The 21,929-nt window shown below is 37.1% G+C and carries 14 protein-coding genes, 1 tRNA gene and 1 pseudogene; 7 read left to right on the plus strand and 9 right to left on the minus strand.

What is annotated here, in order from left to right; all coding sequences use genetic code 11:
- The first annotated feature begins 90 nt into the window (after positions 1–90).
- The 3 genes from ACP6PM_RS36730 (at position 91) to dapB (ending at position 1,389) form a co-directional block, all read left to right on the plus strand.
- Positions 91–243, plus strand: coding sequence for a zinc ribbon domain-containing protein (locus ACP6PM_RS36730; protein ID WP_426591824.1), 153 nt, complete (start codon positions 91–93; stop codon positions 241–243).
- A complete protein-coding gene (locus ACP6PM_RS36735) occupies positions 209–367 on the plus strand; it encodes a hypothetical protein (protein WP_426591825.1) in 159 nt (52 codons plus the stop codon). The genes ACP6PM_RS36730 and ACP6PM_RS36735 overlap by 35 nt, the downstream gene beginning before the upstream one ends.
- A 194-nt stretch (positions 368–561) precedes the next feature.
- The gene (gene dapB / locus ACP6PM_RS36740) at positions 562–1,389 is read left to right on the plus strand and encodes a 4-hydroxy-tetrahydrodipicolinate reductase (protein WP_426591826.1); all 828 of its coding nucleotides are present in this window, start codon (positions 562–564) and stop codon (positions 1,387–1,389) included.
- 846 nt (positions 1,390–2,235) lie between these two features.
- Here dapB and ACP6PM_RS36745 read toward each other — a convergent pair.
- Entirely contained in the window at positions 2,236–3,201 is a 966-nt protein-coding gene (locus ACP6PM_RS36745) for a hypothetical protein (protein WP_426591827.1), read from the minus strand.
- A 397-nt stretch (positions 3,202–3,598) separates the two neighbouring features.
- A complete protein-coding gene (locus ACP6PM_RS36750; protein WP_426591828.1) occupies positions 3,599–4,270 on the minus strand; it encodes an Npun_F0813 family protein in 672 nt (223 codons plus the stop codon).
- Between the two features lie 894 nt (positions 4,271–5,164).
- On the opposite strand from ACP6PM_RS36750, the gene ACP6PM_RS36755 reads away from it, so the two are divergent.
- A tRNA-Arg gene (locus ACP6PM_RS36755) sits at positions 5,165–5,238 on the plus strand.
- Positions 5,239–5,644: 406 nt separating this feature from the next.
- Here ACP6PM_RS36755 and cax read toward each other — a convergent pair.
- The 3 genes from cax to ACP6PM_RS36770 all read right to left on the minus strand — a co-directional run bounded on the left by cax (position 5,645) and on the right by ACP6PM_RS36770 (position 10,818).
- On the minus strand, positions 5,645–6,763 hold the full coding sequence (gene cax / locus ACP6PM_RS36760) for a calcium/proton exchanger (RefSeq protein ID WP_426591829.1): 1,119 nt from the start codon (positions 6,761–6,763) through the stop codon (positions 5,645–5,647).
- 229 nt (positions 6,764–6,992) lie between these two features.
- Positions 6,993–7,187, minus strand: a complete 195-nt coding sequence (locus tag ACP6PM_RS36765; protein WP_426591830.1) for a four helix bundle protein — start codon at positions 7,185–7,187, stop codon at positions 6,993–6,995.
- Positions 7,188–8,289: 1,102 nt separating this feature from the next.
- Complete coding sequence (locus ACP6PM_RS36770) at positions 8,290–10,818, minus strand: HAD-IC family P-type ATPase (protein ID WP_426591831.1); 2,529 nt, start codon at positions 10,816–10,818, stop codon at positions 8,290–8,292.
- Between the two features lie 1,398 nt (positions 10,819–12,216).
- Here ACP6PM_RS36770 and ACP6PM_RS36775 point away from each other — a divergent pair.
- Entirely contained in the window at positions 12,217–14,898 is a 2,682-nt protein-coding gene (locus ACP6PM_RS36775; protein ID WP_426591842.1) for a DUF3536 domain-containing protein, read from the plus strand.
- 433 nt (positions 14,899–15,331) lie between these two features.
- The gene (locus tag ACP6PM_RS36780) at positions 15,332–15,940 is read left to right on the plus strand and encodes a C39 family peptidase (RefSeq protein ID WP_426591833.1); all 609 of its coding nucleotides are present in this window, start codon (positions 15,332–15,334) and stop codon (positions 15,938–15,940) included.
- Between the two features lie 151 nt (positions 15,941–16,091).
- On the opposite strand, the gene ACP6PM_RS36785 is transcribed toward ACP6PM_RS36780, so the two are convergent.
- Together ACP6PM_RS36785 and ACP6PM_RS36790 are read right to left on the minus strand one after the other, a co-directional pair.
- Positions 16,092–16,298, minus strand: coding sequence for a hypothetical protein (locus ACP6PM_RS36785; protein WP_426591834.1), 207 nt, complete (start codon positions 16,296–16,298; stop codon positions 16,092–16,094).
- Between the two features lie 203 nt (positions 16,299–16,501).
- On the minus strand, positions 16,502–16,639 hold the full coding sequence (locus tag ACP6PM_RS36790) for a hypothetical protein (RefSeq protein ID WP_426591835.1): 138 nt from the start codon (positions 16,637–16,639) through the stop codon (positions 16,502–16,504).
- 280 nt (positions 16,640–16,919) lie between these two features.
- On the opposite strand from ACP6PM_RS36790, the pseudogene ACP6PM_RS36795 reads away from it, so the two are divergent.
- Positions 16,920–17,171: pseudogene (locus ACP6PM_RS36795) on the plus strand (IS701 family transposase); the annotation flags it as partial.
- A gap of 290 nt (positions 17,172–17,461) precedes the next feature.
- On the opposite strand, the gene ACP6PM_RS36800 reads toward ACP6PM_RS36795, so the two are convergent.
- Entirely contained in the window at positions 17,462–19,222 is a 1,761-nt protein-coding gene (locus ACP6PM_RS36800) for a GspE/PulE family protein (protein WP_426591836.1), read from the minus strand.
- A gap of 848 nt (positions 19,223–20,070) precedes the next feature.
- On the minus strand, positions 20,071–21,929 hold a 1,859-nt coding region (locus ACP6PM_RS36805), incomplete at its 5' end, for a WD40 repeat domain-containing protein (RefSeq protein ID WP_426591837.1).

Consider the following 21,929-nt stretch of genomic DNA (forward strand, 5'->3'; position numbering starts at 1 on the left):
ATTTAGTTTTTCTATTTTCTATAATTGTAGTCTATGTTTATGAAAACCGCTATAATCAGTGATGTTGCTTGGTCAATTTTCCGTGGTTAGTTGGAGTATTATGGTGCAAAGTATGGCAACACTATAGTAGCAGTACCACCTAACTATACAAGCCAAAATTGCTCTAACTGTGGAGAAGTTGTCAAAAAGTCTCTATCTGTGAGAACTCATGTTTCTCTTCATTGTAGCTACACGGAAGTATAGAGATATTAATGCAGCCAAGAACATCCTACAAAAAGCACTATGTACCGTCGGGCACACCGGAACTTATGCTTGGGGAGACACGGCTTGGTTGGTTTTGACTTCTCAAGTGATGGTGAATCGTTGAGCCAAGAATCCCCGTCTCTTTGGAGCGGGGAGTTTCAAACTTCCTTGACTTACTAGATCTGAATTTGAGTAGAAAATCAAAAAATGATCTAAAATTATGAATTTTTCTTTGAATATTAGTGGAAAATGAAATTTCCGATTTTCAAGCCTCCAACTTCAGCCGGAGGTACTAGTAACTAATAACTGATAACTGAAATGACAAACCAAACTTCTATTCCCGTAATTGTCAGTGGTGCAGCAGGTAAGATGGGTCGTGAAGTAATAAAAACTGTTGCAAATGCTACTGATATGACTCTTTTTGGTGCCGTAGAGCGTCAACCAGAATATATAGGTCAAGATATTGGCGAGGTAGCTGGTTGTGGACCTCTAGAAGTACCTGTTCTTAATGACTTACAGGGAACTTTAGCAATGGCAGCTCAAGAAAAACAACCTGCCGTAATGGTTGATTTTACTCACCCAGATAGCGTTTATGAAAATGTCCGTTCTGCCATTGCTTATGGAGTTAGACCTGTGGTCGGAACTACAGGTCTGAGTCAAGAGCAAATTCAAGATTTGGCCGAATTTGCGGCCAAAGCCAGTATTGGTGCATTAATAATTCCTAACTTCTCTATTGGTATGGTTTTGCTCCAACAAGCAGCGATCGCTGCTTCCCAGCATTTTGATCATGTAGAGATTATTGAATTGCACCACAATCAAAAAGCTGATGCTCCTAGTGGTACTGCAATTAAAACTGCAGAAATGTTATCTGAATTAGGAAAAACTTACAATGTGCCCAATGTAGAAGAAACAGAGAAAATAGAAGGAGCTAGAGGTTGTTTAGCAGATGAAGGAATTCGTATTCATAGTGTACGTTTACCAGGGTTAATAGCTCATCAAGAAGTAATATTTGGTGGGCCTGGTCAAATCTACACTTTACGACACGATACAACAGATAGGTCTTGCTATATGCCAGGAGTTTTGTTAGCCATTCGTAAAGTCCAATCTTTAACCAAACTCATCTATGGTTTAGAGAAGATACTTTAGATTTAACGGAAAATTTAGTCTGAAGTCTCCCCCTTTCAGAGCAAGGCAAATTTATTGTACCCAGAGAAAAATTTTATATTTTGAAATCTCCTAATATATTGCCAAAATTATGGAAAATATAAATATAAGGTTGTAAACATTCTCTAATTACAAATAATTAGCCCTTCTCTTTGAGGGGATTTTTGCTTTGATTATGTAGCAGAAAATATACTATATTCCTTTTTATTTGTTACCGAGGGGCAAGCTTTCTACATAGAAAGTAGGTATAGCGTTTCATCTCACAAAGTAAAAGCGAAACTTTATAAGCACAAGGAGGAAAGCGTCAGACCAAAGCATTATTGGTTGTGCGTCAGCAAAGTGTGGGATTCGTCAAGTATGGCTGGCCGATATAATCTAAAAGCACTGATATATAAAAGTTGAGCGCATTTTTGGAGCCACAAAAGTGCAAATTTTTCAGCCTTTAAGACTAAAAAGTTAGGATAAAAGGCAGACTTGCACAAAAAGATACAGGTAAAATTATTCCTCCTACTTGGGATTCGTCAAGTATGGCTGGCCGATATAATCTAAAAGCACTGATATATAAAGGTTGAGCGCATTTTTGGAGCCACAAAAGTGCAAATTTTTCAGCCTTTAAGACTAAAAAGTTAGGATAAAAGGCAGACTTGCACAAAAAGATACAGGTAAAATTATTCCTCCTACTTTTGGATGTTTCTCCACACAGACCACACGGACCACACTTCCTTGATACACTACCGCATTATTTATAGCAGGTATCCTATCGAACCTCAACCCACCGAAAGCTAAAATATCCTTAGTAATCTCAGCGTCTAATAGTCGCAGAATATCTCAAGAAGAACTACTGCGTCTACTACGTCTACTCTGGCGAGAACGGGTTGAGATATCGTATTCAAGAACTGCACCTATTCCAAACAGAATTGCAGTAAACACAAAGAATACCTCTAATAAAGCTCCACTTTCATAATCTCCTTGAGCATAAGAATCTGCCCACTTAAAATACATATCAGCAATGTATAGCGAAAATGTAGCAGCAGCAATCATACGCCAGGACTGAGAAAAACGCCCCCCCCAAAAGGCCAGAAGTAAAGCTGTGGCAATAATTAGTAAAAATACATCGGCAATAATATAAAATAAGTTCACACTATAGGCAAAAGGTTCTAACTTATCGTCTATAGCAACAACCCAAGATGGAGCCAAATTAGCTGATACCTCTTCTATTTCTTCTATATCTACTTCTGCCAAAGCTGTAGAATCTGGGCTAGACAATAGGCCAAAAATTGAAGGGTCAGCCACCCAAATAGCCAAAGCAATTCCTGCCACTGCTACTCCAGCCAAAACCCCCCACTGCCAAAATTCTAGATTTAGTCGCTTGGAAGTTACAGCTAAAGTCATACCCCAACCTAAGAATATGTAGGAAATGACATAGAAAACATCTGCCATTGAGACATCAGGATCTAGTTCCCAGAGTAATTCCCAGCAACCAAACACAACACCAGCAATAAAGTAAAATAACAATCCTAAACCAATACCCATCCAAACATTACGACCACTAACCATTTGAGGACTTTGCCAGTTTCTTAAGCAAACTATAGAGGCTAGTAAGTAAGCTCCTAGTTCAAATATATAAGTGCCAATAGAGTACCACTCTGGTAATTCTTCCCCTGGCAAAGGTACACTAAATAGTAGGAAAAATAATAAGGCTACTACACCCCAGACAAGACCTGTAATTACAATAGTCTGGGCTGAAAATAAGGACTTAGTAAGGGTAGATGATTTTTCTGAAGTGCTGCTCATAGGAATATTCTCATCAAGCGTTACTTTTAATAAACATTTTATCCCCATTGCTCAACACTTTTAGTTCTCTTTTCAGATTTATCAATGGTATTTTAAGAAGGGAAAAATAGATTGATAAAGTTAAAAAAATAGTGCTAGCTCCAGGGTTTTATTGGCCAGGAAATCGATACTTTGTCATTGAGATTATTAATTAACATCAATAACAAAGTATCGATCAATATTATCTCTATTAATCAAAATAAACATTGATTGACTATGCTATTTTACATGCTGTTTAAACATATTAAATACAATTTTAGATCAAACTTATTCTCTAGCAACGTTTTATTTTAGCTCGACCAAGATCAATCTTTTGCTTTAATTAAGAAGTAATGCTTCTATTGGCAAGCTCTTGAAATTACTTGATTGCCCATTTTTTACCTTCAGGAAATTGATTCAGCCAAGCCATAAACTGATTTCTCTCTGAACTAGGCATAGGTTCTATGATTTCATCAATACCTTCAGCAAAATTGGAATTACCAAAATATTCTTCTCCTAAACGATGGACTTCTTGTAATAAAGTATAAAGGTGAACTTCTCGCCAGGAAGGTAGTTGTAATTTTTTTACAGGATCGACAGTTAATAAAGCATTAATTGCATCGGGAGAATCTGTATTGGGAAAGTTTCTCTGCTTAAGAACTTTGCTAAAATCCTTGCAAAATGATTTTGCCTGTCTATTACCTAATAAATCCTCTACATCAAAGTAAACTGCTTGTATTAGCAACAAACAACCCTGAATATAAGCAGCAGCAACAGCTTCCGCCTCTTTTGAGTCCTCGCTGCTAAGTTGCTCCAAGCGAATTTTACCCCAAACACTATATCGCTCAGGCTCCTCTAGTAAAACACAAGCTTTACCATGATTATCTGTTAAATCCCGCCAGAAAGCCCTCGCTTCTTCGGCTTGCTCTGCCTGAAAGACATTGATCAAGCGAAAAGTTTGTCCTTGATAATTAAGAATAGGGATTTGTTGATCCCGCTTTGGGTGTGGAATACTTGTAATTTCAACATCTTGCCTTTTCAGAATAAACATGACACTTTAATTAGACTCCCATCATCACCTGGGGTACTTTTGGTGTAATTGTAATCCCTCTAGCATAGATTTATTTTAAATATGGGATTTTTTTCAATAAAACTATAGGCATTTTGGGAAACACATTTTAAAGCTAGATAGATTTAGTTGGCGTTGCTGAGTGGTAATGATTTTTAGATTAAGTATCAACACAAAACATAAGTTTTTTAATTTTACCTTCAGCTACTTACCATTACATTTAAGCAACGCCATTTAGTTTGTTTGAACTGTTGACTAAATTCTATAGTAGAGTAGAAATGCTTATAGAGATTCGTCGCTTGCTTGTATCCAGTAATTTTGGGTTTATAGACCCATTATTACCAAATATAGTTACTCTAACTATAGTAGAACTGATTCAAGCAGGCTAGCCATAAGGCTAATTTCTCCATAGAAACAGAATGACTTCCCGATGGGCTAAAGAATTGCTATAGTATATATTCCTGTTAATAACCGTTTCCCCCACGGTACTCATTTGATGAAAATTCCTTGCACTTTCATCTTTTCACAAAATCCCAATACCTCAATACCTTATTTTAGGTGACACAACAATAACTCGTGTTAAAATTATTACATTTGAGGTATAGGACTAAGTTTGCTAGTATTAAATTTAGAGTTTAACCTCTAAATCTATGGCCAGGGAAATATTATATCAAGTCCAGTGTCATAATTCCCAAAATTTGGACATTTTTACAATTTTTCTATTTTTTTGCCATTTCAACCGATAATTATCTTCATATAGTAATATTAGTCCAAAGATACTTATACTTGATTAATATAATCTAAATAACAGAGTTGCCTATTTAGAGATTACCTAAGTATAATATTGAGAGATAATTAATTCCATTCTGAATAATTGGGTGCGTAACTCAGTTGGATAGAGTAGCGACCTTCTAAGTCGCGAGTCGCAGGTTCGAATCCTGCCGCACCCGTATATAAGGCCATAAATTATATACATAACTATGAAAAATACTGTGGCTTAGTCATATCTCCTAGGCCACATCTAAATTCTATACTTTTCTCGCCTAAAGGTGCAGATATTTCTACCAAGTCCTAGCCTTTCAGTGAGTTGACGTTTTATAGGATTCTGCTTTGCCGCACCAAAGTCTTATGCTTTCGTCCACATCCATTTTGAGTCTCCAAGTGCCCATCGGCGAAAAGCTAAAAACCTGATTTTTTAGATGGTGCTTCAAGGCGTGAATTACTCATTGACTCTAGGTTTACCCGTATTTGCTTAAGGTACATTCTAATTATTAAAAAAACTTAATAATAATGGCTGACAAGTCGGGTAGATTTTTTTAATACCAATTTAGGGATTTGAAATTTTTTCACAATAATCTAACTCAATCCTTCAATCACGGGGTGGAAATAAAAGGCTAATCCTAAAACGGCATAAGCTGCTAATAATAAAGCTCCTTCTAACCAATCAGAACGACCATCAGAACTTACAGAATTAGCAATTAATACTGCTACTACTACTGCTACTAATTCAAAAGGATTAAAATTCAAATCCATTGGTTGACCTAGTAATAAACCAGCCAGAATTAATACAGGCGCCACAAATAAGGCAATTTGTAAACTAGAACCTACTGCTACTGAAACAGACAAATCCATTTTATTTTTCATAGCAACAGTTACTGCCGTAGCGTGTTCGGCAGCATTACCAATAATTGGTACTACAATTACACCAGTAAATAAAGCAGTTAATCCTAAAGTAGCAGTAGCTTCTTCTAAAGAATCAACCAGTAATTCTGATTCAAATGCCACTGCTAAAGTTGCTATTAATAAAACTAAAATCCACAGTAACAAATTAGGTTTATGTTGAGATTCTTTTTCTGATTCACTATCAGAATTTAATTCTTCAGATTCATTTTCTGCTACACCAACCTCGTATAAGTAAGAGTGAGTTTTCATAGAAAATAATAAGGTGAGTATATAAACAGTAATTAATACTATTGCTACTGCACCAGATAATTTTTGCATTGTATTTTCACTAATACCATTGGAAGTAGCATCTACTGCTGTTGGTACTAAGATAGCAATTACAGCTAAATTCATTGCTGAAGCATTTAAACGGGCTACTACTGACTGAAATTTTTGTTCTTTGAAACGGAGCCCACCTAAAAACATTGATAGACCCATTACTAACAATAAATTACCAATTATAGAACCAGTAATACTTGCTTTTACTACACTTATTAATCCAGCATTTAAAGCAATAATACCAATAATTAATTCTGTAGCATTGCCAAATGTAGCATTCAACAAACCACCTAAATTAGGACCTAAAACAACGGCAATTTCTTCAGTGGCAGTACCCATCCAACCTGCTAGGGGAATAATTGCGATAGCAGATGTAATAAAGATAGCTGATGAACCCCATTCCATAACATTAGCTGCTATTGAAATAGGAATAAACACTAAGAAAATAGAAATGATTGTTTGTGTATTTAGCATGAGTAAAAATTTCAAGTTCAGTAAATCAGAAATTAGGCAAAAATAGATAGGGTTTGCTGAAAAAGTATTTTGCGGATAGGGATAATTCAGGATTTAAAAAGTCAGTAGGTAAGTATTCAGCTATTAGGAGTAAGATCATCCTGGGGAATAGGCTCGCATTTCCTACAGAATGCTACGCAAACAGCTTTTTAATGAGTTAAGGAACATTCGTCTAACTTCTACTACATTTTCAATCAGAGATTTTTCCAGTCGAAGATTTGATTAAATTCAGGTTGCGAGTAAGTAAAAGATGATACTTAAGCCCACTGTCTGAACTCATAGTAATTTGAAGAAAAAGACATAGTTCTACATCTCCATTTTTATCAGATCCTTCTGCAATGTTTGCAGGAATTGAAGCACAATAACAACGAAGTTGATTTGTCAACCCATTACAATAATTGTGTGGGAGGAGATGTAGATGTGGCTCGATAGACTTCAAAGGTTAAGCGATCGGCTTTTACCCATACTTTTAATTTTTTGAAATCTCTCAATTGCTTTTTCCTCCTTTAAAGGTAATGAAGCTGATAACGCAGTTCCTCTTTAATAGGCTAGCTGAATGGTTATATCATGTCGGGTTGAACAGTTACAACTTACATTCCGCACTTCAAAATGTAGTATTAAGTGCAAGTAGTCAGTAGTCAATAGTCAGTAGTCAGTAGGGAATGATTCTAGCTAATTATCTGGCTCCATCGAGTATTTATGCTTAGTATTTGACTGAGAATTTGACTGAACAGAAAAGTCAATGAAGATGATTTATTCAGTATAAATACTTGCCCACCTCCCGATTTTTATACTACTTTCAATGCTATAGCAATGTGCGCTGGCATCTTTACACATTATTTTTTGTAGACCTTTTCCCTTACTGCACTTTGAACTGGAAGTTGTAAATACCTGAGCGCTCATTGCTATACAACTTGACGTGCGGAATGTGGGTTACAAGTAATTAGGGAGGAGTCAGGAGACAGGAGGACTGAGTCAGGAGAAAAGAATCTATTAGGAGAAAGAAGTGTTTTTATCGCTAATTATCTGGACATGGTATTACATCAGGAGAAATATGAAAAACCCAAGCAAGAGGAAGAAAAAATGACGTTTTTTTTTCATCCTATAGTTTGGTAGAAGTACAACCTTATTCATACAAAAAAAGGCGATAATCTTGCACTTTTTTCAGAAATAAAAAGCTCAAATTCCCTGGTAATATTTTTTTACCTATTCAGCTCGTCCTAAATCAATATATATAATACCAGACATCATAAATATTTCCTACAAATATTTCAGCTGCTGCTAGTAGTCAGTTGTATGCGCTAAGTGTCTTTTGCCCTTTTAAGCATTTATTGTGGTGAGACTAAAATTTTACTCAAAGAAACATTTTATATAAAATAATTAAATTACTCCAACTATTTGTCACATTCATAATTTGATGTGAGGTATACAGTATAAGAGGTTCAGTCTGACAAAATGTGTAATTTATTTTGTGTGCCTACTTAAGATTAACTAAGATCGACACCTAAAAATTTGTCTAGAAGTTTGGCTCGCCATACATAGCGTAGTAATAAACACCAAACTAAAGCTACCCAACTAATCACAAAATAATCATGGGTACTTAGTAAAGATAGTTCAAAAAAATGACGTAGAGGGGCAATGACCAAAATGACTATATAAATTCCCAGTAAAGCTAAGGCAACAAAAGTATATCGCCAGTCACCACTGTAAGTTTCTCCACCCACCCAAGCTTTTGTTGGGGGTTTCAGAAAAGGCACTAACAATAGACCACATAAAATCATAATTGTGACTAGAGCACTACGAGGAACTGAAAGAAATTCATTAACTTGGTCAAGCTCAATAACTAACTCATTTCCCGAAAATGGTATTGCTAGATAAGTTAGATAGACTCCTAAAGCTACAAGAGTAAGAGTCAAAGTAGCAGGTAAAGTAAAATGAAGTAAGGAGCGCACCATACTACGTCGAGGTAACATTCCTGGTTTAGCCCAGATTGGAATACAAAAAGTAGGAAAACCTACTGATATCAGAGTAACAACTGCACTGTGTTTATTTAATAGTGGGAAAGTACCGCCGATAAATCCACCAATAAATCCCGTAGCAAAAATCAATAGACTAACACAGAATACCCGAATCATAAATAGTTTCAATACATCTTGTATGCCATTACGAATACGTTGTCCTTCCAAAAAAGTATGAGGCAAAGAGGCAAAAGAATTTTTCAACAAGACAATATCCGCCACACTACGAGTTGCCTTACTACCTCCTTCCATAGCGATCGCCAAATTAGCTTCTTTCAGAGATAGAACATCATTAACTCCATCTCCAATCATAGCCACATAATGACCTTGCCCTTTAAAACTACGGATCAGTTTAGCTTTTTGGTCAGGAGTGACACGGCCAAAAATTGTCTTAGATGCTGCTGCTTGAATAAACTGAGCTTCATCCAATTTCGCCAATTCAGAACCAGAAATAACTTGAATATCTGAACCAAGTCCTGCTTGTAAGGCCAAACTAGCTACAGTCTGAGGATTATCTCCAGAAATAACTTTAACTTCTATTCCTGCTTCTGAGAAACCTTCTATAGTCTCACGAGCTTCTGGCCTAAGTTCATCTTGAAAGCTAATAATTCCGAGAGGAAAAAGTTCAGTAGGTAATTGTGGTTGTTCTAAATCCTGGTTTAAGCTATTAATGTTGGGGTTATTAGCAAATAAAAGCACTCGGAATCCTGCCATTGCTAATTCTTGAATCTGCTGAGTAACTTTCATACTGAGAGGTGTAACTTCAGCTAATATTTCTGGAGCGCCTAGAATATATGTCCCAGATGGTGAATTTTTCTCTTGACTAGCAAAACTTATACCACTCCATTTACGAGCCGAAGAAAAAGGAATTTCAAAAATTAGAGAACGTTGACTTCCAGAAAAGACCTCTTCTAGAGCTTCAATCGTTTGATTTTTAGAAGTGGTACTAGCTGCATATTCACCTAATATGCTTCCCAACTTAATTTCATTAAGTCCTATGGGATAAATTGCTTGTAAACTAATACGGTTAGCCGTTAACGTCCCAGTTTTGTCTAAGCATAAAATATCTACATTACTTAATGATTCGACCGCATTAGCTTGCTGAATTAGAACTTCTTGCCCCACCATTTTGACTGCACCGAGAGCATAAGCAAGAGTGATGGCCAAATAAAGTCCACTTGGCACTAGACCAGCAATTACAGCAGCATATTGAACAGTGTCACCAAATGTATAAAATCCAAAGTACCAGTTAATAGTAACCAGTATCCAGAGAAAACAAGATAAGAGTAAAAATACTCTGATGACCAAGTTAATTTCTTGTTGGAGGGGAGTATAAATTTGGCGAAATGCTCTGGCACTAACTGTTAGTTGATAGGCCAAACTTTCCGTTCCTACTTTTTGCGCTTCATAATAAGCAGTACCACTGACACAGAAACTACCAGAATAAACTGGTTGGCCTGCCTGTTTAGGAATTAGATCCGATTCCCCTGTTAGGAGTGATTCATCTACTTCTATTTGGCCTTTTCCTACTACTTGTCCATCAACTACTATTTGATCTCCATCATTAGCTACTAATATATCTCCTACGACTATCTCACTGGGATCAATTTTTTGTTGTTTACTTTCTCGAATAACGGTAGCTAATGGTCTAGTTAACAAGGCAATTCGATCTAATTTTTGTTTAGCCCATATTTCTTGGCAAACACTAACTATGACGCCACCTAAAATAACCACAATTACAAGAAAAGCATCGCCATAACGAGAAAGAGAAATTAAAACAAGGCTAATACTTAGAAAAACGGTATTGATAAAGGTAAATAAGTTTTCCTTTAATATCTGGCGATAGGATCGACTTGTATCTAATTTGACATTATTTCCTAAGCCAGCAGCGCGACGAGCTGTTACCTCGTCTTCTGCGAGACCGTTAATAATTGAGGTATTATTAATATTTTGCCGATCGATCATGACATTTAGACTAATACCATTTCTGTGTAACAATGTATTTAATAATTATCGCTTAAATCTTAATTTTGCCTACGATCACCATTTATATATTAAATTCAACTTCATAGAGAAATAGTATATAAGTATAAAGAAATTTATAAAATTACTCTAGAGTAAAAGTTTTGAGCTTATAAAATTTTATTGTATGAATGTTGGCTTTTAATTAGTGTGAAATGGTATAAGAATTGTTCTCAAACAATTTATTTGCTGTAGTGTTGTTTACCTTTAATTTTCCTTAGCTACTTACCCAAGATAAGTTCCTCTAAATAAACTTTAAAAATATATATCATTTTGTATCTCTATCTTTACAGGAATTAGAATTACTTTACAGGAATTAGAATTAAATTTATATTGCTTTAATTAATATTTTGCCTATAAATCCTTTGACAAAGACTTTGTTTAATTACTTTAGCTAAATCCTATTCATCTTCAAACATTCTTCCGGCAATTTCATAAGTTTGTATTTGATGCCATTACCCTTCTATTAAATTTAGTTATGGACTATAAGTTGTTAGAAAAAACAGATAATCATCTTAACTGCTAGTTTTCGACATAAGTAATCATAGCAGTGATGGTGCATAGTAATGGTGAAAGAGGTGGGGGCGTAACAATTTTTTCACGATCATTTGAGGGAAAAACTCAAGAATTAGGTTGCAGAGCGGGGCAAATACTCCCCATCACCCTACCCGTTTTACTCAAAAACCATTACTATACAGGACTACCATCATAGCAAATTATTGAGACATCTCATTTGCCTCTTGAGCTTATCCAATTAAGGATACAGAATAATACAATAATCAGAAATTAATTTGGCATAGATACTTAAGAGCATTTGAAGAAATTTTGACTACAAACCTCTATTTTATGTTCCTTGTAAACACAGCAATTTTAACATAATTTCATAAAATTCAAATGATTTATTCCTAATTTCTTAATCAAAAGTAATGTTACTAATTTACAGAGAAATTATAAGTAAAGTTAAGTTTTATCACTACAGTCTTGCTTTTTGACTAGGATAGGCTTTATGATGGGAATTAAGACGTAAGTATTAAATCTTTTTTAACTCTGCAAGCAAGTTTTCAACATTACTATTAGCGAAAATTCTCACCTACCACAGTCAAGGCAAGTCAGGAGGGAATAGTGTATTTTTGAGGTATTTGTTGAAACAAAAAGCTTGGCTAACTAATCAAGAGCATCTAAACACAATTTGCCTTTTATAACTCTGCAAAAATGGCCAAAAAGAATAAATGTAATTGAAATCAAAGAAAAACTAACTAAGAATCGGAATTAAACATTTAATTGAGATGTTTAAAAATAATCCGTGTTTCTGGAAGTGTCGCCATACTAAGGCGAACAAACTAACTTGTTGTGTTAAATGGAGAATGCGATCGCATGGTTTCCTCATCTGAGACAAACTTGAATCAAGCAAATAACTCTGTTGTAGAAGTATCATTATCTGAAACAACCAATAATCAGACAACTTCTGTAGCAACTGTACATACTGCCACTGGGGTTTATGTGACTATCCACGGTCACTTCTATCAACCCCCCAGGGAAAACCCCTATCTAGACGCTATTGAACGTCAACCTAGTGCCGCTCCCTGCCATGACTGGAATGAACGCATTTTACACGAGTGCTATCGCCCCAATGCTTTTGCCCGGGTCTTAAATGACCGAGGAGAATTGGTGGGGATCACCAATAACTATGAATATCTCAGCTTCAATATCGGTCCCACCCTAATGAGTTGGTTGGAACGTCACGATATGGAAGTATATCAAAAAATTATTGAGGCAGACCGGAAAAGTTGTCAACGACTTAATGGACATGGTAATGCGATCGCTCAAGCATACAACCATATTATATTGCCCCTCGCCAACGAACGAGATAAATATACTCAAATTCGCTGGGGTAAAGAAGACTTCCGCTCCAGATTTGGTCGCGATCCAGAAGGAATGTGGTTAGCAGAAACTGCCGTAGACTATCCTACCCTAGAAGTATTAGTTGCAGAAGGCATTCGCTTCATTATTTTAGCTCCTTCCCAAGCCGAACGCTGTCGTCCATTCTCCAGCCCAGATAACCCCGACCCAGAATGGATCGAAGTAGGTGGCAGTCAAATCGATCCCACCCGTCCTTATCGTTGTTTCTTACGGAGTAGCAATAGTGACAACTCCACAGAAACCCCATATATTGACATTTTCTTCTATGACGGTCCTATATCAAGAGATATGGGCTTTAATGATGTCCTTAATAGTTCTCATAACTTGGCCGGACGAATTGGCCAGGCAATACGGGGAGACCAACGACCCTCACAATTAATTGCTGTTGCCACTGATGGTGAAACATTTGGTCATCACAAAGGCGGTACAGAAAAATGTCTTGCCTATGGTTTCTTGGGAGAATTTCCTAATCGCAATTGGACAGTAACTAACTTTGCTCATTACCTCAGTATTAATCCTCCAACTTGGGAAGTTGCATTAAAACCAGTAACAGCATGGAGTTGTTGTCATGGTGTTGACCGTTGGCAAGATGATTGTGGTTGCGGTGGTGGTGGCACTTGGCATCAGAAATGGCGGAGACCATTACGGGATTCACTCAATTGGCTACGGGATCAATTTGTTGATATTTATGAAGACTTTGGTCGTCACTTCTTCAAGGATGTTTGGGCAGCACGAGATGAATATGTTCAAGTAATTCTAGATCGCTCTATTGAGAACATTAAAAACTTCTTTTCCAAGCATCAAAACCACGAACTTACAGAAGTAGAAAGAGTAGATGCTTTGCGTTTATTAGAGATGCAAAGACATTCTCTTTTAATGTTTACAAGTTGTGGCTGGTTTTTTGATGAAATATCTCGACCAGAGGGTACTCAAATTCTACGTTATGCTGCCAGAGCAATAGAATTAGCAGGTGATGTAGCAGGGATACAATTAGAGAAAGAATTTGTATCTCAACTTGCTTTGGCTCCCAGTAACGTAGATTTGTTCAAAACAGGTGATGAAGTTTATCGACAGTTAGTTGCTACAGCTCAAATTACTTTAGAACAAGTAGCATCTCACTACGCGATTAATTCTTTATTTACTACTTATACTAGGGAACAACGAGTTTACTGCTACAACGCTAAACAACATGATTATCAAATGCGACGCATGGGTAATCTTACTTTGGCAGTAGGTCAGCTACAATTAGCTTCAGAAATTACACTAGAATGCAAAGAATTTATTTTTGCTGTACTGCATTTAGGAGGATGGGATTTCCATTGCTGTATTCAACCATTTACAGGTCGTCGGGTTTATACAGAAATCAAAGAAAAGCTATTTGATGCTTTACAAGAAGGCAGTGTTGCTAATGTAGTTATGAGTATGGCTGAATTATTCGGAAAATCTTCATTTGGTCTAGGGGATCTATTTGCAGAAGAACGTCAACGTATAATGAGTCTATTGAGTCAAGAAACTCTCAACCGCCTGGATCAATTGTATACTCAGGTCTACCGAGATAATTACAGCATAATGATGGCCTTCCGCCGAGATAATTTACCTGTACCCCAGGAGTTACAGGTAGCTGCTGAAGTGGCATTGGGTCATCGGTTATTGACAAGTGCGCGGACTTTAGAGGCAGAAAGTAGTGATGGGAAATTAAGTATTAGTCATTTGGCAGAGTTAGAAGCCCTTGCTAGTGAAGTCAGTCAGCAGCAATGTCGATTCCACAACCTAGAAGTTAAGGAATCTTTAGAAAGGTTAATTGTAAGCTGCATCAGACACATTTTGTATGATAACGAACCGGATAATTTGGAATTAGATATCGAAGGTTTAGAGCGACTTGTTGAAGTAGGAAATCAATTAAATTTAAGTTTGTCATTAATTGGTGCTCAGGAGATTTATTTCCAATCTCTGGAAAGTCAAATTGTACCTCTTTGTTTGGGTTATATTCAAAAGCGAAATAATCCTCAGATGCAACAAAATGTAGGAGAGATTGGAGTAGAAAAAACCTGGGAATTACCTCAAATTCGCAAATTATTACAATTGGGTAAGAAATTAGCAATTGATGTAGACCAGTGGTTGAATCAGTTGTATTAAAGAAGTACTCAGTAGGAAGATTGGAAATCTATGGTGAGTCTTGAAACAGTTATGTGATGACTAATCTGTGTGTTGAAGTAATTCACCACACAGTTCCTCCATAATTTAAAGCAGTTTTGGAGTTGATGAGGTACAACGTTTTACGACTTTAGGGAATAAGGAATAGAAATTAGTATTAATCAGAAAATATCCTTATATTTAAGCATTTATACTTTGTTTGGCATAAACTAAAAAGGTATAAATGCCTAAATTATAGATCGCATTATTAAGTCTTGGTCATGTTATATAGCAATGAGCGCTCAGGTATTTACAACTTCGAGCGGCTTTGTTGCACTAAGCGAAAAGGTGTACAAAAAAAATCATGTGTAAATATATCAGCGCACATTGCTATAATATTTACTTGAGTAAATGTCTAAATTAATTAACATCAAATATGGAACAATCAGAAAACACCCGGGTGAAAAAGCTAGATGTACCTTATTTTTCTCAATTAGATAACGATACCCTTTATTTTGGCCCAGGAAGTCGCCAGGTCAATTTGACTTCTTGTGCTATGTTCTTAGCAGCTTTAAAGCCACAATTAATGGAAGAATCAAAGATTAAGAACTTCAAAGAATTTGAAAGTTATTATGGTGAAACATTAGCAAAATATGGTGATACCACAGACCATGACGCACAGACTAAAGCGCTAAAAGATTTCGGAGTAGAAACTTATTTTTCTTATACACTCTCTCTTGATGATTTAATGCTTTGTCTAAAAGCTGGATATCCAGCAGTTTTAGGAGTAGCTTATAAGACTAGCGGACACATGGTTGTAGCAACAGGCTTTGATTTGGATAAAGAGCAAATTTTTGTTCACGATCCTTATGGCATTAGGTATGGTAGTTCTAATAATTATGATGTAGGTGCTCATGGTGCATACGATACCTACAGTTTTGACACTTTGCAGCAAATATGGCTTGATATGGGTTCTGAGGCAGGATGGGGCAGAATTCCTGTTGCTGTAGATAATAAAAAGACTGGTTTGGATTACAACCTCTAAAAATAATATTAGCCTGCTAAGGTGATTGATAGTTTTTGTAGTATTACTGTTTGCTCTATCTGAAACAAAATTTATCCACCTAAAAACAAAGGTGGATAAATTTTTTGATTTATTGTTTTAGCAAAACTAGGATGCTAGCAAGTATTCTTTTCTAATACTTCAACAAAGGAAATTGGAATATCGCCAAAGATACTACCAAAACTAAAACAACGCTCCAGGGAGCAAAAACAAAGCTCAAAAATAGAGATATTAATGCCATCCCTGCTGTTACTACTTTGACAATTTCTTCAGTAGTATTTAGATACATATAAATAGCCAAGAAAGAGATGAAAAGACTCATCAATGAAGTTGGAATCATCACAACTACCTCAAATAGTGGAGTAGTACGTTCCTTCGGGATAGATCCTTTACTAAAAACTTACCCAAGTAAAAACTAACAAGGTTTAAGCTTTTGATAGCACCTTATTAGATAGAGATATTTTTAGATAGGTTTTTATTTTTAGCTAATATTTCTACCCCTACTTCCGTCTTCCTCAAGGTTTTGGTTAATTAGCCTTGACGCTATGGGAAAGATGAACGATTAATTTTGTTTATTTTATCTAGAATAACGTTTTCTTGAACTATTGTCAAGAAAAATAAATTTCTTTGTCCTAGACGATAAGTTGCTTTGGACATGGCTCGTCGTTGAGGTTTCGCCATGCTTAAGTAGAATATCTACTCTAAAACGCTGGAGTATATTCTCTATAAGGAATTCACTAAGTATGATTTTTTTTGTCAACTAAATAAAACTGAATAAAACTGAACTTTTATGTGAATTTACGGATGAATAATTCCTGAATAAAACTGAACTTTTTTGATTGTTTTTTCCGGGAATTCTAATTATGCTTGTATTCACAAGGGAAAGAGAACAACCTCTTCCCAATCAAATAAAAAAACATGAGCAAACAAAACAATGGCAACTCGTAATCTTGACAGGATAGAATATCAAGTAAGAGATAAATGGAGTCTAGAACGGCATTTTATCCTGGTATTTTGTGCTTACACTTTTATCATTTGTCATAAGTTAACTGGGGGACTACAAAGGCAATGGGGAAATAAATCTTTGAAGACATTTACTGATGCTGATAAAGCTTTTCGTACAGCCATGTCTTTCCGTTTTTTTAACTGGTTAACTAACAACATTTACGTCTTTGCCTTTCACAAACAGAGTTTGGGCTATATTTGGGCTTAAAAGTTGTGTAAGTCCCGTTAATAGTCATGACATTGTAATTCTGCAAAATCCAGTTAACTTTGCAGTTAGCAGCGACAACATCTTTCTTGTCTAAGAATTGAGTCTGATTAATAGCAGCTTAAATTCTTGAAAATTCCTCAGGAGTCAGGAGTAGTAGGGGCGAATTGACATTCGCCCCTACAGGAGTCCAGGGCTGTTTGAAAGTCCGACTCAAATTGTCTTGGTTAGGAAATAGGGGGATAGGGAGATCGGTCGGATTTTTCTGAAGAAAGTCGATCGCTCTTTTAACTTCAACCTAAATTGTGAGAATACAAAGCACTCCGTGGCAAAACACGCTGTACTTCTTCTACTGTAGTTACCCCTTGAGTCACCTTTTCAATAGCAGCAGTTCGGAAAGAAACAAAACCATTTTTCTTCAAATAACGTTGCAACTGAGTCATTGTACCTTCATAAATCAACTCGCGAACAGTATCATTTACATCCAATAATTCTACAACTGCTTCTCTACCAGAATAACCAGAATTGAAACAATTAGAACAACCACGACCGATACGCCATTTCCCCTGAATTTCATGCTTTATACTCGGAGTAATAGCAGTCATCGTTTGCACGCCATTACCATTACCATTATTCAAGGCAGAAGCATAAGCAGATATACTATTGCTAACAGCCAAACTTATAGCAGGTAATTTTTGTGGCCGATCTAAACCCAATATTTGCAACTCTTCTGTAGTAGGAGTATGAGGTTCTCCACAGTGGGGACAAATTTTTCGTACTAATCTTTGTGCCACAATACCCAACAGCGCATCACTCATCAAAGCAGGGTCAGGGCCAATATCTTTTAACCGGGGAATAGCACCTATGGCATCATTAGTATGTAGAGTCGTCAAGACCAAGTGACCAGTTAGTGCAGCACGGACTGCTGTATCTGCCGTTTCGCGATCGCGTATTTCACCCATCATAATAATATCAGGATCTTGACGCAAAATAGCGCGCAGACCAGAAGCAAAAGTCATTCCAGCCCTCTCATTGACCTGAGTTTGAGTAATCCCTGGTAATACATATTCTACGGGGTCTTCTACAGTAACTACATTAACATTTTCCGTTGCTACTGATAACAAACTGGTGTATAAGGTACTTGTTTTTCCTGAACCAGTCGGACCTGTAAAAATAATCATTCCTTGTGGTTGGCGCAACAAACTTTTGTATACACTCAAACTGCGCTCAGAAAATCCCAACTTTTCTAAACTAGAAAAAGGATTTTTAGAAGTTAGTAACCTAATCACAACTTTTTCCCCACCAACACAAGGAAGGGTACTGACTCGCAAATCTAATCCTACATTAGAATCATCATCTCCTGCATATTGCTCGCTAATTCGCCCATCTTGAGGACATCTACTTTCAGCAATATCCATATCACACATCACCTTAATGGCAACTACTACTCGACGACCAATATCTGCTGGTAGGGTAGTAATATTTCTGAGGATGCCATCAATACGGTAGCGTACTCGCAGACCCTCCCCAGTGGGTTCAAGATGAATGTCACTAGCACGGTTACGCAGAGCGCCGGAAATGATTGTTTTAATCCGACCAATTTGGTCTGCAGCTTGGGAAAGATATAATTCTGTAGTGGCACAGACGTCTTCTTCTTCTAACTCTCCGGTTAAAGGATTAATTAATTGTGTGCCACAGATAGACTTGGGGTCTATTTTTTCTCTATGATACCAAGCGCTATAGCTCTTTTCCGCAATAGCAATAATTCTGATATCAGAAAAAGTGCGATCGCTCATCTTTTTCATCTCATCAGCACATATATCTATAGGAGAGGCTAAATAGTAGCAGTTGCGCCACAGCAGCAGGGGAATAACTGGGGGCAAATCTTTTTGATCGGGAAATTCTCTAAAGAAGCGATATGCTACTTCTTTATCAAGTAGTTGCAGATTTACAATTCCCCGTTTATCTACTAAACGTTCCAATGCTTCTTGGCAAGTAATTTCACGGTTTCTTAATAGTTGCCAAGCCGATAAAACAGAAGTTGATGTACTCATAACAATTATGAATCAGAAATGGTTTAAATAAAACCTTGCCCTTAAGGGTGAGGTTTAAAGTAATATTGCATGGAGGAGAAAATACTTTTTGTTCTCCTTCAACTTATGAGACTAACACTGTTGTGATGAAATTAAAACCCATTTATCATTTTGCTCTTGTATCGTAGTCCTCAGAAAGATTTTGTAGAGAATATCCTGGAAAAAGGCCAAGGACAACAGGGAAAAAGGAAGCTAAAAAATTTTATAAACTTATAATAATAACCTGATAATTCTTTTTGTGACAATGAGTTGATTTTCTGTATATAGCTATACAAATTATTTTTTGTTTGATAACAGCGAAAATACTGTATAATAGTATTCTTAAAACTGATTCATGTTTCTCTCATTTTCCCATACTCCCGTTACTTTTTAAGGGGGGATTATTAGTCGTACTTATATGAAATAGGTTAATGTTTGCTACTCAAGATTGATAAGGAGATGGGGAGATGGGGAGATGGGGAGATGGGGAGATTGGGAGATGGGGAGATTGGGAGATAAACACACCTAGAAACAAAAATCTATTGCACAGTTTTAGGTGTGCCACTCCACTATAGCAATGTGCGTTGGCATATTTACAAATTGCAGGAGGTGTCCAATAGCTAAAAGTCTTATATTATCGGCAATTTATTCCCCCTATTGCCTATTGCCTGTTGCCTGTTGCCTGTTGCCTGTTGCCTGTTGCCTGTGCGCAGCGCTATACTACTGCGGATAAAACTGAAATTGTCATGGCAACCCCAGTGTAGGGCAGAGTTTTGAAAACTAGACGCGCTTATTTCAAAGCTGTTGCTTAAACCCGCCTCTACTATCGCCTAATCCTTCAACTCGTTCAATACCTCCTCAGTAAAGGGGTCTTCGCCCGCCTCCAGCGCTTTTATCCATTCTTGCCGTTGCGCTTTCTCCTCCTCATTATCAGTCCATTCTACAAATACCTGAAAATCTGCAATTGCTCCTTCAATATTCGCAGTTAATGCCCTGGCAAGTCCGCGACTATCAATAATATCGCCATCTTTTGGGTTAAGAGCAAATGCTTTTTTACAGGCAAACATCACATCAGTAGCTTTTTGATAAAGACTGCCATTCCAACAAAGTGTATTCCAATTACTAGCAGAAATTTGAGTGGGGTCAATTTTTTCTGCTTCGTAGTAGGATGCGATCGCTTCCTTAACTTTTCCATTCTTGACAAGCTCTTCACCTTGATTCAACAATTCATCTGTTGCCTGATATTTAGCTTTAGCTTCTGGGTCAATATTTTGCCAAGTAGGTATGAGTGCTACTTTATCAAATTCTTTTGCTTTTTTGTACTTTTCTATTGCTGCCTCTATTTTTCCTTGTCTTGCTAATTGGGTACCTTCCTCCATCAACTTCTCTACCTTAACTAATAATTCTGCTCTAACTTTTGGCTTCAGGTTGAGGTCTGGGTTCCATTGAAGTGCTTTTTTAAATGCAGTAACTGCTTGGTCAAACTTTTCTGGTTCGGCTTGACTTTCCCTTGCTAATTTCTCTCCCTCAATTATCCAACTACGAGAAGCTACTTTCTTACGTCCGTAGGTTTGGCAAATCTTAAGTTCCTCCAACTCTAGAGGATGGGTAATCAAATAATCATTTAACCACTTGCAACCGCGTTTAGTCAAATCTTCTATCCGCAAATCTTTCCACAACTTCACCGTTTTGTCATCACTTGCAGTTGCAATAATCTTCCCATCTGGGCTAAAGGCGACACTCCTGACCGAATTCTGATAGCCTGTAAGAGTCTGCAATAATTCTCCTTGGCGGTTCCACAACTTCACTGTTTTGTCATCACTTGCAGAAGCAATAGTCTTCCCATCTGGGCTAAAGGCGACACTCCTGACTGAACTCTGATGGCCTGTAAGAGTATGCAACAATTCTCCTTGGCGGTTCCACAACTTCACTGTTTTGTCATCACTTGCAGAAGCAATAGTCTTTCCATCTGGGCTAAAGGCGACACTACTAACCCAATTCTCATGGCCTGTAAAAGTCTGCAATAATTTCCCGTGACGGTTCCACAACTTCACTGTTTTATCATCACTTGCAGAAGCAATAGTCTCCCGATTAGGGCTAAAGACAACACTCAAGACCGCATCCTCATGGCCTGTAAGAGTATGCAACAATTCTCCTTGGCGGTTCCACAACTTTACTGTTTTATCATCACTTGCAGTGGCAACAGTCTTCCCATCAGGGCTAAAAGCGACACTCAAGACCGAATTCTGATGGCCTGTAAGAGTCTGGAATAATTCTCCCTGACGGTTCCACAATTTTACTGTTTTGTCATCACTTGCAGAAGCAATAGTCTTCCCATCTGGGTTAAAAGCAATACTCCTGACCCACGCCTCATGGCCTGTAAGAGTTTGCAACAATTCTCCTTGGGGGTTCCACAACTTCACTGTATCGTCATTACTTGCAGAAGCAATAGTCTCTCCATCAGGGCTAAAGGATACACTCCTGACCGAATTCTGATGACCTCTAAGAGTCTGCAACAATTCTTCCTGACGGTTCCACAACTTCACTGTATCGTCATCACTTGCAGAAGCAATAGCTTCTCCATCAGGGCTAAAAGCGACACTCGTGACCCAATTCTGATGGCCTGTAAGAGTCTGCAATAATTCTCCCTGACGGTTCCACAACTTCACTGTTTTATCATCACTTGCAG

Origin of the sequence: Dapis brunnea BLCC-M229, assembly GCF_050015995.1 — a bacterium.
In the GTDB taxonomy this organism is placed as follows: Bacteria; Cyanobacteriota; Cyanobacteriia; order Cyanobacteriales; family Microcoleaceae; genus Trichodesmium.